Origin of the sequence: Serratia sarumanii, assembly GCF_029962605.1 — a bacterium.
GTDB lineage: Bacteria > Pseudomonadota > Gammaproteobacteria > Enterobacterales > Enterobacteriaceae > Serratia > Serratia sarumanii.
In genome coordinates, this window is record NZ_CP124750.1 from 4,688,293 (window position 1) to 4,703,557 (window position 15,265).

Here is a 15,265-nt window from a genome sequence, read left to right on the forward strand (position 1 = left end):
GATAAGGTAAGCCTAGGAAACCAGAATTTTGAGGCAATAATGAGCAGAGTCAAACTTGCCGTCGTCGGCAATGGCATGGTCGGCCACCGGTTCATCGAAGATCTGTTGGATAAAGCAGACAAAGACCAGTTCGAAATCACCGTATTTTGCGAAGAGCCGCGCATCGCTTACGATCGCGTGCACCTCTCTTCCTACTTCTCGCACCACACCGCCGAAGAGCTGTCGCTGGTGCGCGAAGGCTTTTACGAAAAACACGGCGTGAAGGTGCTGGTCGGCGAGCGCGCCATCACCATCAATCGCGACGAGAAGGTCATCCACTCCAACACCGGCCGCACCGTCTATTACGACAAGCTGATCATGGCCACCGGTTCCTATCCGTGGATCCCGCCGATTAAAGGTTCGGATAGCCAAGACTGCTTCGTTTACCGCACCATCGAAGACCTGAACGCCATCGAAGCCTGCGCGCGCCGCAGCAAACGCGGTGCGGTGGTCGGCGGCGGGCTATTGGGGCTGGAAGCCGCCGGCGCGTTGAAAAGCCTGGGGGTGGAAACGCACGTGATCGAGTTCGCCCCGATGCTGATGGCCGAACAGCTCGACCCGATGGGCGGTGACCAGCTGCGCCGCAAGATCGAGCGCATGGGCGTCAAGGTACACACCGGCAAAAATACCCAGGAGATCGTCAACGGCGGCGGCACCGCGCGCAAAACCATGCATTTCGCCGACGGCAGCCTGCTGGAAGTGGATTTCATCGTGTTCTCCACCGGCATCCGCGCCCAGGACAAGCTGGCGCGCCAGTGCGGGCTGGAGATTGGCCGCCGCGGCGGCATCGCCATCAACGACAGCTGCCAGACGTCGGATCCGGACGTCTACGCCATCGGTGAGTGCGCCGCCTGGCGCGATCGCACCTTCGGCCTGGTGGCGCCGGGTTACAAAATGGCGCAGGTGGCCGTCGATCACCTGCTGGGCCGCGAAAACGGCTTCCAGGGCGCCGACATGAGCGCCAAGCTGAAGCTGCTGGGCGTGGACGTCGGCGGCATCGGCGATGCTCACGGCCGCACCGAGGGCGCCCGCAGCTACGTTTATCTGGATGAAAGCAAAGAAGTCTACAAACGCATCGTGGTCAGCGCCGACAACAAAACCCTGCTCGGCGCGGTGCTGGTGGGCGACACCAGCGATTACGGCAATCTGCTGCAGCTGGCGTTGAACGGCATCGAGCTGCCGGAAAACCCGGACGGCCTGATCCTGCCGGCCCATGCGGGCAGCAAACCGGCCATCGGCGTGGATTCGCTGCCGGAAAGCGCGCAGATCTGCTCCTGCTTCGACGTCAGCAAAGGCGACATCATCCAGGCGGTCAACAAAGGCTGCCACACCGTGGCGGCGCTGAAGGCCGAAACCAAGGCCGGCACCGGCTGCGGCGGCTGCATCCCGCTGCTCACCCAGGTGTTGAACGCCGAGCTGAGCAAGCAAGGCATCGAGGTCAACCATCACCTGTGCGAACACTTCGCCTATTCGCGCCAGGAGCTGTTCCACCTGATCCGCGTCGAAGGCATCAAGTCGTTCGAGGCGCTGCTGGCCAAATACGGCAAAGGCTACGGCTGCGAAGTGTGTAAGCCGACCGTCGGCTCGCTGCTGGCTTCTTGCTGGAACGAATACATCCTCAAGCCGCAGCATACGCCGCTGCAGGATACCAACGACAACTTCCTCGGCAATATCCAGAAAGACGGCACCTACTCGGTGATCCCGCGCTCCGCCGGCGGCGAAATCACCCCGGACGGCCTGCTGGCCATCGGCCAGATCGCCAAGGAGTACAACCTCTACACCAAAATGACCGGTTCGCAGCGCATCGGCATGTTCGGCGCGCAGAAAGACGACCTGCCGGCCATCTGGCGCAAGCTGCTCGCCGCCGGCTTTGAAACCGGCCACGCTTACGCCAAGGCGCTGCGCATGGCGAAAACCTGCGTCGGCAGCACCTGGTGCCGCTACGGCGTCGGCGACAGCGTCGGCTTCGGCGTCACGCTGGAGCATCGCTACAAAGGCATCCGCACCCCGCACAAAATGAAGTTCGGCGTCTCGGGCTGTACCCGTGAATGCGCCGAAGCGCAGGGCAAGGACGTTGGCATCATCGCCACCGAGAACGGCTGGAACCTGTACGTCTGCGGCAACGGCGGCATGAAACCGCGCCACGCCGACCTGCTGGCCGCCGACCTCGATCGCGAGACGCTGGTGCGCTACCTCGACCGCTTCATGATGTTCTATATCCGTACCGCCGATAAGCTGCAGCGCACCTCGGTGTGGCTGGAGAGCCTGGAAGGCGGCATCGATTATCTGCGCAAGGTGATCGTCGACGACAAGCTCGGCATCAACGACCAACTGGAAGCGGAGATCGCCCGCCTGCGCGATGCGGTGATTTGCGAGTGGAAAGAGACCGTCGAGCATCCGGAAACGCAGCTGCGCTTCGCCCACTTCATCAACAGCCCGCTGCGCGATCCGAATGTGCAAGTGGTGGCCGAACGAGACCAGCACCGCCCGGCGCGCCCTGACGAACGCATTCCCGTCACCCTGATCGATACCGAGGAGAGCCACGCATGAGCCAGTGGATTACCGTTTGTCCCGTCGCCGACATTCTGCCCGGCACCGGCGTGTGCGCCCTGATCGGCGAGCGGCAGGTGGCGGTATTCCGCCCCTATGCCGACGAGCAGGTGTTCGCCATCAGCAATATCGACCCGTTCGCCCAGGCCAGCGTGCTGTCGCGCGGCCTCATCGCCGAGCATCAGGGCGAGCTGTGGGTCGCCAGCCCGCTGAAGAAACAGCATTTCCGCCTGTACGACGGCCACTGTCTGGAAGACGACAGCCGTTCCGTCGCCAGCTTCGCCAGCCGGGTGGTCGACGGCATCGTGCAAGTCGCGGCATAACCTTTCGGGAGGCAACATGTTTACCGACACGATCAACAAATGCGCCGCCAACGCGGCGCGCATCGTCCGCCTGGCGAAGGAGAGCCCGCTCGGCTTCTGGATCAGCTCGGCGATGGCCGGCGCCTACGTCGGCCTCGGCATCATCCTGATCTTCACCCTCGGCAACCTGGTCGACCCAAGCGTGCGGCCGCTGGTGATGGGCGCCACCTTCGGCATCGCGCTGACGCTGGTGATCATCGCCGGTTCCGAGCTGTTCACCGGCCATACGATGTTCCTGACGCTCGGCGTCAAGGCCGGCACCATCCGCCAGAGCCAGATGTGGGCGGTGCTGCCGCAAACCTGGCTCGGCAACCTGCTAGGCTCGGTGCTGGTGGCGCTGATGTATTACTACGGCGGCGGCAGCCTGCTGCCGGTGGATACCAGTCTGGTGCACAGCGCCGCGCTGGCGAAAACCACCGCGCCGGCCGAGGTGCTGTTCTTCAAGGGCGTATTGTGCAACTGGCTGGTCTGCCTAGCGATTTGGATGGCGATCCGCGTCGAAGGCGCCGCCAAATTCATCGCCATCTGGTGGTGCCTGCTGGCCTTTATCGCCTCGGGTTACGAACACTCCGTCGCCAACATGACGCTGTTCGCCCTCTCCTGGTTCGGCAACCACAGCGAGGCCTACACCCTCGCCGGCATTGGCCACAACCTGCTGTGGGTGACGCTGGGCAACATCCTGTCCGGCTCGGTGCTGATGGGCCTGGGGTATTGGTACGCTACGCCGCGCGCCGAACGCCCGCAGGCGGCGAAAGCCGCCGCACGTCAGACCGCCTGAGTTTTCGGGGGCGCATTTCGCCCCCACACTGATTCTCCCGAGGAGTGCCTATGGACTACCTGCCGATTTTCTGCCAACTGCAACATAAAGCCTGCCTGCTGGTGGGCGGCGGCGAGATCGCCGAACGCAAGGCGCGCCTGCTGCTGGACGCCGGCGCGGCGCTGACCGTCAACGCCCTGGCATTTAGCCCACAGTTCCACCACTGGGCTGAAGAAGGCCTGCTGACGCTGGCCGAGGGCGAATTCAGCCCGGCCCTGCTGGCGGAAAAATGGCTGGTGATCGCCGCCACCGACCGGCTGGAGGTCAACGCACTGGTGTACCAGTGCGCCAACCAGCAACGGGTGTTCTGCAACGTGGTGGACGATCCGAAACGCGCCAGCTTTATCATGCCGTCGATCATCGACCGTTCGCCGATCATGGTGGCGGTGTCCTCCGGCGGCAAAGCGCCGGTGCTGGCGCGGCTGCTGCGCGAGAAGCTGGAAGCAATGCTGCCGCAGCACCTCGGCAAGCTGGCCCAGCTGGGCGGCTCGCTGCGGCAACGGGTAAAACAACGCTTCAGCAGCCTCGGCGCGCGCCGTCGCTTCTGGGAACGGTTATTCGCCCACGATCGGCTGGCGCAGTCGCTGGCCAACGACGACGCCGCGCTGGCCGAACGCCAGCTCGAGCAGCTGTTCAGCGAACGGCCGGAAGATCGCGGTGAAGTGGTGCTGGTGGGCGCCGGGCCGGGCGATGCCGGCTTGCTGACGCTAAAAGGGCTGCAGCAGATCCAGCAGGCTGACGTGGTGGTTTACGACCGGCTGGTCTCCGAAGAGATCATGACGCTGGTGCGCCGCGACGCCGAACGCATCTTCGTCGGCAAACGCGCCGGCCACCACTGCGTGCCGCAAGAGCAAATCAACCAAATCCTGCTGCAGCAGGCGCTGCAAGGCAAACGCGTGGTGCGCCTGAAGGGCGGCGATCCCTTTATCTTCGGCCGCGGCGGCGAAGAGCTGGAGACGCTGGCGGACGCCAACGTGCCGTTCTCGGTGGTGCCGGGCATTACCGCCGCCTCCGGCTGTTCCGCCTACAGCGGCATCCCGCTCACCCACCGCGACCATGCGCAAAGCGTGCGCCTGGTGACCGGCCACGCCAAGGCCGACGGCGGATTGGACTGGGCGACGCTGGCCGCCGGGCAGCAGACGCTGGTGTTCTATATGGGGCTAACGCAGGCAGCGGAGATCCAGCGCCAGCTGATCGCACACGGCTTGCCGGCCGCCACACCGGTAGCGCTGGTGGAAAACGGAACGTCCTGCCGCCAGCGGGTGATCGAAGGCGAGCTCGGCCAACTGGGCGCCTTGTCCCTGCAGGCCGCCAGCCCCAGCCTGATCATCGTCGGCAGCGTGGTCAGCCTGCGCAGCAAGCTCAATTGGTTCGCCAGCGAGGAACCGCTCGCCGGCCTGGCACAAATGGCGTGATACCGACGTAAAAAAAGCGGCCTTTAGCCGCTTTTTCTATTCGCGCCGGCGTTACGCCTGCGGCGGTACGAAACCGACGGCCTGATAGACCTTCGCCAGAGTTTCCTGCGCGCGCGCGCGGGCCTTGGCGGCGCCGTCACGCATCACCTGCTGCAGATAGGCTTCGTCGTTGCGGAAGCGGTGGTAGCGCTCCTGCAGCTCACCCAGCATGCCGGAGACGGCTTCCGCCACCGCGCCTTTCAGGTGGCCGTACATCTGGCCTTCGAACTCGGCTTCCAGCTGCGCGATGCTCTTGCCGGTCACGCCGGCGAGGATATCCAGCAGGTTGGAGACTCCCGCCTTGTTGACCACGTCGTAACGCACGACAGGCGGCTCTTCCGAGTCGGTCATTGCGCGTTTGATCTTCTTGGTCACCGCTTTCGGATCTTCCAGCAGGCCGATCACGTTGTTGCGGTTGTCGTCCGACTTGGACATCTTCTTGGTCGGCTCCTGCAGCGACATGACGCGCGCGCCGGATTTAGGAATGAACGGCTCAGGCACTTTGAACACGTCGCCGTACAGCGCGTTAAAACGCTGGCCTACGTCGCGGCTCAGTTCCAGGTGCTGTTTCTGGTCTTCGCCCACCGGCACCTGATTGGTTTGATACAGCAGGATATCCGCCGCCATCAGCACCGGATAGCTGAACAGCCCGGCGTTGATGTTCTCCGCGTAGCGCGCGGATTTGTCTTTGAACTGCGTCATGCGGCTCAGTTCGCCGAAATAGGTGTAACAGTTCAGCACCCAGCTCAGCTGCGTGTGCTCAGGCACGTGCGACTGCACGAAGATGGTGCTTTTTTCCGGATCGATACCGCAGGCCAGGTACAGCGCCAGCGTATCCAGCGTGGCCTTGCGCAGCTTCTCGGCGTCCTGGCGCACGGTGATGGCATGCAGATCGACGATGCAGTAGATGCAGTCGTAGTCGTCCTGCATCTGCACCCACTGACGCAGCGCACCCATGTAGTTGCCGATGGTCAGTTCGCCGGACGGCTGCGCGCCGCTAAATACGATGGGCTTACTCATGTTTAAATTTCCTGATTCTCTAAAGATGACAGCCCAAGAGCGGGCAACAAATCGGCGAAGCGCTCCAACACCCGATCGGGGTGGCTCAGGGCGATCGATTCGCCGTAGTTATAACCGTAGGTAAAGCCGACGCTCGGGCAACCGGCACCCTGCGCGGCTTGAATATCGTTGCGTGAATCGCCGACGAACAGCAGTTCATGCGCCCGCAGCCCAAGCTTGCCGAGCACCAGGTACAGCGGCGCCGGATGCGGTTTCTTTTCCGTCACGTCGTCGCCGCCGATCACCAGCGAGAAATAGTCGCCAATGCCCAGCGCCGCCAGCAGCGGTGCCACGAACGGCGTCGGCTTGTTGGTCACCAATGCCATCGGGTAACCGTGCGCGGCCAGTCGGGCCAGCGTCTCTTGCACCTGCGGGAACAGGCGGCTGCCGCTGTCGACGGTCTGCGCGTAGAAATGGTCGAAGCGTTCACGCAGCCGGCTGCACTGCTCCGGCGTGCCTTCCGCTTCCGCCCAGCGCAGCGCGCGCTGCACCAGCACGTCGGCGCCGTTGCCGATCCAGGTGCCAACCCGTTCTTCACCCGCTTGCGGCAGGCCCGTCTCTTCCAGCGCCATATCGATGGCGGCCGCCAGACCCGGCGCGCTGTCGACCAGCGTGCCGTCCAGATCGAAGGCCAATGCGCGGATCGCGCCAAAATCAGCCATGGGTAACCTTCGCCAGCTCGCTGCGCATCTCGTCGATCACCTTGCGGTAGTCCGGCTGGCCAAAGATGGCGGAACCGGCGACGAACATATCGGCGCCCGCGGCGGCGATTTCGGCGATGTTGTCCACCTTCACCCCGCCGTCGACTTCCAGGCGGATATCGCGGCCGCTGTCGTCAATCAGCTTGCGCACCTGGCGCAGCTTGTCCAGAGTGCCGTGAATGAACGACTGGCCGCCGAAGCCCGGGTTAACCGACATCAGCAGGATCACGTCGATTTTATCCATCACGTAATCGAGGTAGCTCAGCGGCGTGGCCGGGTTGAACACCAGGCCGGCTTTACAGCCGTGCTCTTTGATCAGCTGAATGGTGCGATCGACATGCTCAGAAGCTTCGGGGTGGAAAGAGATATAAGACGCGCCGGCCTTGGCGAAATCAGGCACGATGCGATCCACCGGCTTGACCATCAGGTGCACGTCAATCGGTGCGGTAATGCCGTAGTTGCGCAGCGCTTCGCACACCATCGGGCCGATGGTCAGATTGGGCACGTAGTGGTTGTCCATCACGTCGAAGTGCACCACGTCGCCGCCTGCGGCCAGCACGTTGGCGGTATCTTCACCTAACCGGGCAAAATCTGCCGACAGAATGGACGGGGCAATCAAAAACTTTTTCATCCGCTTCTCCAAACGTAGGGTCGAGTTGTTATGCGCCGGGGTGCCCCCGGCTTAGCGATACAGCGCCAAAAGCTCGTTCACTTTGCTGCGGCCGAGAATGTTGCGGCTGATCGTGCGGCGCGCTTTCACCACATACAGCGCGGCATGCTGGTACCAGTCGCGCGTCAGCTCGGTATCGTGATTGGAGATCAATACCGGTACCTGGCTCTCTACCGAGAGCTGGTGCGCCAGATGCGCCAGGCTCTGCTGATCGGCGATGCTGAAGCTGTTGGTGTGGTAGGCGGTGAAATTCGCCGTCGCCGACAGCGGCGCATAAGGCGGATCGCAATACACCACGGCGCCGGCCACGGCCTTCGCCATGGTATCGCGGTAATGCTCGCAGACAAAAGTGGCATTGCGCGATTTTTCGGCAAACCAGTAGAGCTCTTCTTCCGGGAAGTACGGTTTCTTGTACCGGCCAAACGGCACGTTGAACTCGCCGCGCAGGTTATAGCGGCACAGGCCGTTATAGCAGTGGCGGTTCAGGTACAGGAACAGCAGCGCCCGGCGGTAAGGCTCGGTGCTAGTATTGAACTCTTCTCGCAGCAGGTAAAACTGATCCGAGTTATTGAATTCATCGGCGAAAAGCGTGCGGGCATCGCGCACGAAGTCATCCGTGCGCAGCTTAACGATGTTATACAGGTTGATAAGATCGCTATTGATGTCGGCGAGAATGTAGGCGTCGTAATCCGTATTCAGAAAGACGGATCCCGCACCCACGAAGGGCTCGATTAAGCAGTCTCCCGCCGGCAGATGGCGACGAATCTCATCTACCAGCGGGTATTTTCCACCAGCCCATTTTAAAAAAGCGCGGTTTTTCTTCATGCCGTCAATTAGCTACTTATACAATTCAGAGCGGCGGATTGTACTCTGTTTCAGACAGCACATCAGCGCACAAATTTAAATGATTTATTTTTTAAGATCTTGCTGCACTTGGTGTACAGGTCGGACCCACGGTTTTTTCGCCTGCACATCCGCCGGCAACGAAGCAATGGCGCGCTTCGCTTCTGCGGAAGACGCATAGTTGCCGCTTACCAGCACGTACCACGGTTTGCCGTCACGCTTGGTGGCGTACACCAGGTAGTTCTGCAGCTTCTGCTGTTTGGCGTAGGCGTTCAGCGTATCGGAACGCGAAGCGCTGCTCAGCTGCAAGGTATAATGGCTGCCTGGCGCAGACTGCAGCGAACTGCCGCTGCTGGCGACCGCTCCCGCTTTCGCGGTAGAAGACGGCTTGGCAGGCGGCGTATACACCGTGGTCGGTGATTTATGCTGCGTCGCGCTCGGCTTGGCGGCGGTTTTCGCCGGCGTTTTATGCTGTTGCTGCGCGGTGCCCTGCACAGGGCGAGTCGTTTCGCGCGCCGCGGCGCCGCTCATCACCGTCGCCGGTGCGGTCGGCAGCGTCGAGGCTGCGCCGGTCATGCCCTGGGTCGCGGCATCCACCTGCCCTTGCTGCTGCGACAGCGCATCCGCCATGTTGCCAGGCAGATCGACGCGCTGCTGCGCACCGCCCTGCTGAGGCTGAGTTTGCGCTTCGGTCGGCGTGCCTGAGATCGGCGGAACGCTGACGTTCTGCGGTTGCTGCGGCTGAGTCGCGCTCACGCCGTTGTTGTCATGGGTATCCGTGGTGCCGCCCGGCACGCCGTTATTGGCGGTGGTCAGCGACGAAGAACCGGACAGGTTGATATCGCGGGCCGCGCCGTTTTGCGCGCCGCTATCCTGAGCCGCTTCATGCTTGGTCGGCGCCTTCAAGGCGGAACCGATGCCGATAATCAGCAGCAACAGCACCAAAATGCCGATGCCGATCATCAAATGCTGGCGCGAAACGGCGAAGCGCGGCGCGGCGGCCGGCTTGCGCGAACGCGTAGGACGACGATCGCTGCTATCAGGTCTGAGATCGTCTTCCGGTTTAAACTCGTCCATCTGAAACCCTCCAACTAGAGGCAAAAGCCCACCACCGTAGACCTACCGTGGCACGGGCAGATTAACCCGATGATGGCAAAGCGACACCCGTCGTGCTCTGCTCACTGTATTAATATAGATGCAAATGGCGGCTAAGCCACTGTTACTTAGTCCGATTTAATTACGCTGCTGCTCAGGCAGGCAGGCGGCGATCGACGCCAACACCAGCTCATGCCCTACGCCGCCGCGCACTTCCGCCGCACCTATCGCGGTCGGCAGCACCAGACGCAATTCACCCGCCAGCACTTTCTTGTCGCGAAGCATGTGCGGCAGATAGGATTCCGGCGTCATTTCCTGCGGCCCGCAGACCGGCAAGCCGGCGCGCAGCAGCAGCGCTTTGATGCGTTCGATATCTTCAACCGAGAACTGGCCGAGACGGCGCGCGGTTTCCGCCGCCATCACCATGCCCGCAGCCACCGCTTCGCCGTGCAGCCATACGCCGTAGCCCATTTCGGCTTCGATGGCGTGGCCGTAAGTATGGCCCAGATTCAGCAAGGCGCGCAGGCCGCTTTCGCGTTCGTCGGCGGCCACGACCTCGGCCTTCAACTCGCAGCAGCGGCGGATACAGTACGCCAACGCCTGCATATCCAGCGCCATCAGCGCATCGATGTTGTTTTCCAACCAGACGAAGAACTCGCGATCTAGGATGATCCCGTATTTGATGACTTCAGCCAGGCCGGAAGAGAGTTCACGCGTCGGCAACGTTTTCAGGCAATCCAGATCAACCACCACCGAAGCGGGTTGATAGAAAGCGCCGATCATATTTTTGCCGAGCGGGTGGTTGACGGCGGTTTTGCCGCCTACGGAGGAGTCCACCTGCGACAACAGCGTGGTGGGAACCTGAATAAAGCGCACGCCGCGTTGGTAGCACGCGGCGGCGAAGCCGGTCAGATCGCCGACCACGCCCCCGCCGAGGGCGATCAGCGTGGTATCGCGCCCGTGCGGTTTTTCAAGCAGCGCCGAAAACACCTGCTCCAACACCGCCAGAGATTTGTACTGTTCACCATCGGGAAGGATCACCTGATCCACCACGACGCCCCCCTGCTCCAGCACCTGCCGGACACGCTCCAGATAAAGCGGCGCCAGGGTCTGGTTGGTGACCAACATCGCTTGCTCACCCGCCTTCAACGGCATAAAAGAAGCCGGATCGTTAAACAATCCGGCGGCGATGGTAATCGGGTAGCTGCGCTCCCCAAGCGTTACAGTAATTCTCTCCATGTCGCGCTCAGTTCTCTGTATGGTGCGGCGGTGGTTGATCCCCGCAACAGCGGGGAACACAAATCAGTTTTCCGCATTGGCCGACGGCGAACGCGAAAATCGGCAATCAGTTGCTTTCCAGCATGTTGATGATCTGGTTGGCAACCACTTTAGCGCTCTGATCGTCGGTGCGGATGGTGACATCGGCAATCTCTTCATACAACGGATTGCGCTCTTTCGCCAAGGCTTCCAGCACTTCACGCGGCGGAGAATCAACCTGCAGCAGCGGGCGTTTTTTATCACGCTGGGTACGAGCCAGCTGCTTCTCGATCGTGGTTTCCAGATAGACCACCACGCCGCGCGCGGACAGACGGTTGCGCGTTTCGCGCGACTTCACCGAACCGCCGCCGGTCGCCAACACAATCCCTTGTTTTTCCGTCAGTTCATTAATGACTTTTTCTTCACGATCGCGGAAACCTTCTTCCCCTTCCACGTCGAATACCCAGCCCACGTCAGCTCCGGTACGTCGCTCAATTTCTTGATCGGAGTCGAAGAACTCCATATTGAGTTGCTGAGCTAACTGACGGCCAATAGTGCTTTTGCCGGCACCCATAGGCCCAACCAGAAAGATATTGCGTTTCTCTGCCATGTTTTTCGGTATTACTAAGACAATTCGTTAATGTTAACCCGCCCCGCCAATCAAATCAGCGGCGGGACCTAAACTGAAACCTCATGAGCGATAGTGCGAGATCAGACGAAAAATTATCTCAACACTCTTGGTAGTTTGGCAACCGAATAAATCGCAATCCACGCCGCGGGAGGGAAACCATATGTTTTTAACGGCGTCTTGACGCTAACAAAAAACCTCGGTGCTCAATTCGGTAACCCTTGTAAGCTAAATCGGCCGCAGCGTCAAACGCAGATCCCCCCAAGGGGATAAAAAAGTGTATCTGCTCATCAACTTTAGGAGATTTGCCGCCCGGCCGACAGGCAGCCGCTTATCCCTTAATCAGGGTCGGCGTAATGAAGATCACCAGCTCGCGTTTTTTCTGTTGCGCGCCGCTTTGCCGGAACAAGCCCCCCAGCAGTGGTGCATCGCCCAATCCCGGCACCTTGTCCGCCGTCTTGCCGCTATGCCATTGAAAAATACCGCCGAGCACCAGGGTTTCGCCGTTTTTCACCGTGATCTGCGTCTTAATCTCCTGTTTATCGATGGTCAGCGCTTCCCCCGCGCCCCGGCTGATGGCGCGCCCCGGCATATTTTGGCTGATGTGCAGCGTCAGCGTGATGCGTCCGTCCGGCAACACCTTGGGCGTCACCTCCATGCCCAGCACCGCCTCTTTGAACTCGATCGCGGTCGCACCGCTGGCGCCGCTCGACACTTCGTAAGGGATCTCGGTTCCCTGTTTGATACTGGCGGTTTGCAGATGCGCCGTCAGCAGGCGCGGGCTGGCGATGATCTCCACCTGATTCTCCTGCTCCAGCGCCGTCAGCTCGAGGCTCAGCAAACGCCCGCTGATGCGCGCCAGGTGGAAACCGGCGTTCACCGCGCTGCGCTCCAGCGGCAGGTTGACGCCGAGATTGCCCGGCCGCAGCGGCCGCGTCGGCCTGTCGTCGGGCGCCAATCCCCAACGCACGCCGAGTTCACGCAGGCTTTCGCTGTTGATGGTCACGATATGCGCCGCCAGCTGCACCTGTGCCAGCGGCGCGTCCATTTCCGTCACCCGTTTTTTCAACTGCGCCAGGATTGGCGCGGTGTCGCGCAGCAGCAGCGTATTGGTGCGCTTATCCGCCAGCACGCTGCCACGCTCGCTGAGCAAGGTGCCGCGTTGGGCATTGAGGCTTTCGGCAATCTCCGCCGCATCGCCGTTTTGTAACGTCAGGGTGAGGCTGTGCAGCGGTTGCCGCTGCGCCAGCGCTTCTCGCTGCTGTTTTTTTTCCTGCGCGTCCGGCTCCGGGGCGATCAGCATCACGCTCCCCTCCCGCGTCATCGTCAGCTTGCCCATACGCAGAGTCAGCGCCAGCGCCTGAGGCCAGGGCACATTCTCCAGCCGCAGCGTCAGGTTGCCGCTCACGCCGGGCGCGGCGATCAGGTTCATCTGCCGATAATCCGCCAGCGCCTGCAGGATGACCGTCACCGGCGCATCCTGAAACTCCAGGGAAACCTGCTGTTTATCCTGCGCCTGCGCGGCGCCGAGCGCCAGGCACCACAGCGCCACGCCCAATCCAGCGCGTCCTTTCATGGTTTGCCATCCTTGTTGTTGTCCATCATGAGCGAGATGTCGCCCTGGCTCGCCGGGCAATCCGGTTCGACCGCCAGCGCCGTTAACGTCAGGCTGCGCGCCTGCACCTGCGTCACCTGCCAGCGCTCGGCCAGCACCCGCTGCTGCGGCCGCAGGCGTAGCCATTGCCCCGCCGGCGTCACCACCCAGCCATAGCGCAGCGCCGGGTGCCCGATGACGCCTTTCAGTCGCCAGCCCGCCGGCGATGCCTCCGTTTGGGCACAAGCAGGCAGCGGAGGCGACGCAAACGGATCGCGCGGCTCAGCGCATAAGGCCCACGGCCATAGCAGCCACCACCAACGGCCAGGTCTTTTACTCATCGGCCTGCTCCTCGGCGGCATCCTGTAAAACCAACCGCGCCGTCATGCCCTGCGGCGGTGTCTCCACGCTCAGCTGCTGGAGGCGCAAATCGGCGGGCAGCGCCTCCAGCAGCACCAGCAAACCGGCGTAGTCAATGCGCAAGCTCAGCGTTTGCCGCGGCGGTTTTTCCTGCCGCTGCCAGCGCAACAAGGCGCCCCCCGCTCGTTGCAGCACGCTCGCCAGATCGCCGGTGGTGGTCGGCGCAAGCGCCGCTGCAGGGATAGCGGTTTGCGGCGTCTCTTCCAACTGGCTCTGCACCATGGCGATCTGTTGCAACAGGCGCTGTTGCCGCTCCGCCGCGCTTTCCCGCTGACGCCATTCGTCTTGCAGCATCCAGCCGCCGCCCAACAGCGCCAACGCGCCGATGCCCAGCCCTTGCGCCACCAGCAATAGCCAACCCGGCAAGCTCAGCCAGAAACGCAGCCCGGATGACAAACGGCTATCCATCACGCCCCCAGCGCGCCGCCAGGTGAAAGGAGTACAGGCCGTCTTCGCGTTGCGCCACCTCAGCCAAACGCAGCCGTGGCAACGCAGGCATCCCCGCCAGCCGTCGTTCGAACTGCGTGATGGCCGCAGGAGAGCGGCTCAATCCACGCAACCGCAGGCCGTTCGCCGCATCGCTGTCCAGCGCCGTGAGCCACAGCGGGGGAGGAACGCTGGAGGACAATTGCTGCAGCAGCTGCAAATAACGCCGGTTATGTTGGGCGTTGCTCGCCTGCCGTTCGGCGCGGACACTGTGCAACGCTCGCTGCGCCCGCTCTTGCTGCTGCTGGCGGACGAGCAACGTCAATGCCGCCAGCTCTTCACCCAGCATCGCCAGCCGCGCCTGCCGCTGCGCCTGTTGATGCCGCAGCTGGCCGGCGATCAGGAACAGTGCCAGCAGCAGCGCCGCTACCTGCAACAGCAGCACGCCCAGCCAGAAATAGCCGCGCCGCCGCTCGCGGCGTTGTCGCCAGGGCAGAAAGTTGACCTGATACATCAGCGATCCTCCTCGCGCAGCGCCAGACCACCGGCCAACGCGAACGCCGAAGGATGCGCAGGCAACGGCGGACGCAGCTGCGTGAAGGCGCTGAGCGGCGACCAGCCAAGGCAACCGGCGGGCAAGGCTCCCGCCAGCACGCCGCCGGCATAGATCGGCCGATCGTCGCCCAGCGGCATCTGGGCTTGCAGCGCCCGCAGCGCCTGCGCGTCATCGTCGCCCGGCGCCAGACCAAAAGCGAACGCGCCGTCGGCCGGCGCCACCCACAGCCATTCTCGTTCGAGACGGTGCATCAGCCCCGCTGCGGGCGGCACGCCTGCCGCCGTCGCCATCATGCGCAGCGCACAGGGGGTGATATCGACCGCTTGCGGATGCAGGCCAGCCTGACGCAGACAATGCAGCCACTGCTGCAGCTCCTGCCGCCGCGCAGCAGTCAACAGCAGCGCCGCCTCATCCGCCGGCGCGGCGCGATAGTCGAGCGCCAACGTCTGGCCGTCGAGCGGGAACTGCTTCAAACCGTGGCCACCGATATAGTCGCTGCGTTCCGGCTCGCGCAGCCGCGCGTCCGGCTGCGTCATGCGCTGCTGCAACACGCGCTGCGCCGGCAGAGCAATGCGTAAGGAAATATGTCGCGGCAGCTGGACACGCCATTGCCGCAGCGCCCGGATCAGGAATTCGGAAGGTTGCAGGCAGCCATCGCGCAAAACCGCCTGCGGCAGCGCCTGCTGCCACCAGTGGCGCAGCTGCCAGCCGTTGCGGCGGCGTTGGGCCGCCACCGCCCGCACGCAGTCGATTTGTATATCCAGCCCTACCTGCCATGCTTGAGGGAACATGTT

The 15,265-nt window shown here is 62.6% G+C and carries 16 protein-coding genes; 4 read left to right on the top strand and 12 right to left on the bottom strand.

All coding sequences use genetic code 11. The annotated features are described in order from the left end of the window. The first annotated feature begins 39 nt into the window (after positions 1-39). Genes nirB through cysG form a run of 4 tightly spaced genes read left to right on the top strand, consistent with a single transcriptional unit; the run spans position 40 to position 5,183 of the window. Positions 40-2,589 (top strand): nitrite reductase large subunit NirB, encoded by a 2,550-nt coding sequence (nirB, locus tag SSARUM_RS22280; protein WP_049196117.1) that lies wholly within the window; start codon positions 40-42, stop codon positions 2,587-2,589. Next, positions 2,586-2,912: a nitrite reductase small subunit NirD gene (gene nirD, locus SSARUM_RS22285; RefSeq protein ID WP_049196116.1), complete on the top strand. Its 327-nt coding sequence runs from the start codon at positions 2,586-2,588 to the stop codon at positions 2,910-2,912. Before nirB ends, nirD begins: the two co-directional genes overlap by 4 nt. Positions 2,913-2,928: 16 nt before the next feature. Beyond that, positions 2,929-3,729, top strand: coding sequence for a nitrite transporter NirC (gene nirC / locus SSARUM_RS22290; RefSeq protein ID WP_033636294.1), 801 nt, complete (start codon positions 2,929-2,931; stop codon positions 3,727-3,729). Positions 3,730-3,779: 50 nt separating this feature from the next. Then, on the top strand, positions 3,780-5,183 hold the full coding sequence (gene cysG, locus SSARUM_RS22295; RefSeq protein ID WP_060431172.1) for a siroheme synthase CysG: 1,404 nt from the start codon (positions 3,780-3,782) through the stop codon (positions 5,181-5,183). A gap of 51 nt (positions 5,184-5,234) precedes the next feature. On the opposite strand, the gene trpS is transcribed toward cysG, so the two are convergent. The 12 genes from trpS to pilM all read right to left on the bottom strand — a co-directional run bounded on the left by trpS (position 5,235) and on the right by pilM (position 15,262). After that, on the bottom strand, positions 5,235-6,242 hold the full coding sequence (trpS, locus tag SSARUM_RS22300) for a tryptophan--tRNA ligase (protein ID WP_025304534.1): 1,008 nt from the start codon (positions 6,240-6,242) through the stop codon (positions 5,235-5,237). A 2-nt stretch (positions 6,243-6,244) separates the two neighbouring features. Beyond that, the gene (locus tag SSARUM_RS22305; protein ID WP_015379295.1) at positions 6,245-6,943 is read right to left on the bottom strand and encodes a phosphoglycolate phosphatase; all 699 of its coding nucleotides are present in this window, start codon (positions 6,941-6,943) and stop codon (positions 6,245-6,247) included. Next, complete coding sequence (rpe, locus tag SSARUM_RS22310) at positions 6,936-7,613, bottom strand: ribulose-phosphate 3-epimerase (protein ID WP_004930320.1); 678 nt, start codon at positions 7,611-7,613, stop codon at positions 6,936-6,938. Before rpe ends, SSARUM_RS22305 begins: the two co-directional genes overlap by 8 nt. A gap of 51 nt (positions 7,614-7,664) precedes the next feature. Beyond that, positions 7,665-8,477, bottom strand: coding sequence for an adenine-specific DNA-methyltransferase (gene dam, locus SSARUM_RS22315; protein ID WP_004930319.1), 813 nt, complete (start codon positions 8,475-8,477; stop codon positions 7,665-7,667). An 84-nt stretch (positions 8,478-8,561) separates the two neighbouring features. After that, positions 8,562-9,572, bottom strand: coding sequence for an SPOR domain-containing protein (locus SSARUM_RS22320; RefSeq protein WP_033636298.1), 1,011 nt, complete (start codon positions 9,570-9,572; stop codon positions 8,562-8,564). Between the two features lie 156 nt (positions 9,573-9,728). Beyond that, positions 9,729-10,829 (bottom strand): 3-dehydroquinate synthase, encoded by a 1,101-nt coding sequence (aroB, locus tag SSARUM_RS22325; RefSeq protein WP_033636299.1) that lies wholly within the window; start codon positions 10,827-10,829, stop codon positions 9,729-9,731. A gap of 106 nt (positions 10,830-10,935) precedes the next feature. Continuing rightward, entirely contained in the window at positions 10,936-11,457 is a 522-nt protein-coding gene (gene aroK, locus SSARUM_RS22330; RefSeq protein ID WP_004391482.1) for a shikimate kinase AroK, read from the bottom strand. Between the two features lie 349 nt (positions 11,458-11,806). Further along, the gene (gene hofQ / locus SSARUM_RS22335; RefSeq protein WP_049196112.1) at positions 11,807-13,051 is read right to left on the bottom strand and encodes a DNA uptake porin HofQ; all 1,245 of its coding nucleotides are present in this window, start codon (positions 13,049-13,051) and stop codon (positions 11,807-11,809) included. Continuing rightward, entirely contained in the window at positions 13,048-13,410 is a 363-nt protein-coding gene (locus SSARUM_RS22340; RefSeq protein WP_060431170.1) for a HofP DNA utilization family protein, read from the bottom strand. The genes hofQ and SSARUM_RS22340 overlap by 4 nt, the downstream gene beginning before the upstream one ends. Further along, entirely contained in the window at positions 13,403-13,897 is a 495-nt protein-coding gene (locus tag SSARUM_RS22345) for a hypothetical protein (protein WP_060431168.1), read from the bottom strand. Before SSARUM_RS22345 ends, SSARUM_RS22340 begins: the two co-directional genes overlap by 8 nt. Beyond that, positions 13,890-14,429, bottom strand: coding sequence for a PilN domain-containing protein (locus SSARUM_RS22350; RefSeq protein WP_033636303.1), 540 nt, complete (start codon positions 14,427-14,429; stop codon positions 13,890-13,892). Before SSARUM_RS22350 ends, SSARUM_RS22345 begins: the two co-directional genes overlap by 8 nt. Then, positions 14,429-15,262 (bottom strand): type IV pilus biogenesis protein PilM, encoded by an 834-nt coding sequence (pilM, locus tag SSARUM_RS22355; RefSeq protein ID WP_060431166.1) that lies wholly within the window; start codon positions 15,260-15,262, stop codon positions 14,429-14,431. Before pilM ends, SSARUM_RS22350 begins: the two co-directional genes overlap by 1 nt. Positions 15,263-15,265: the final 3 nt, after the last annotated feature.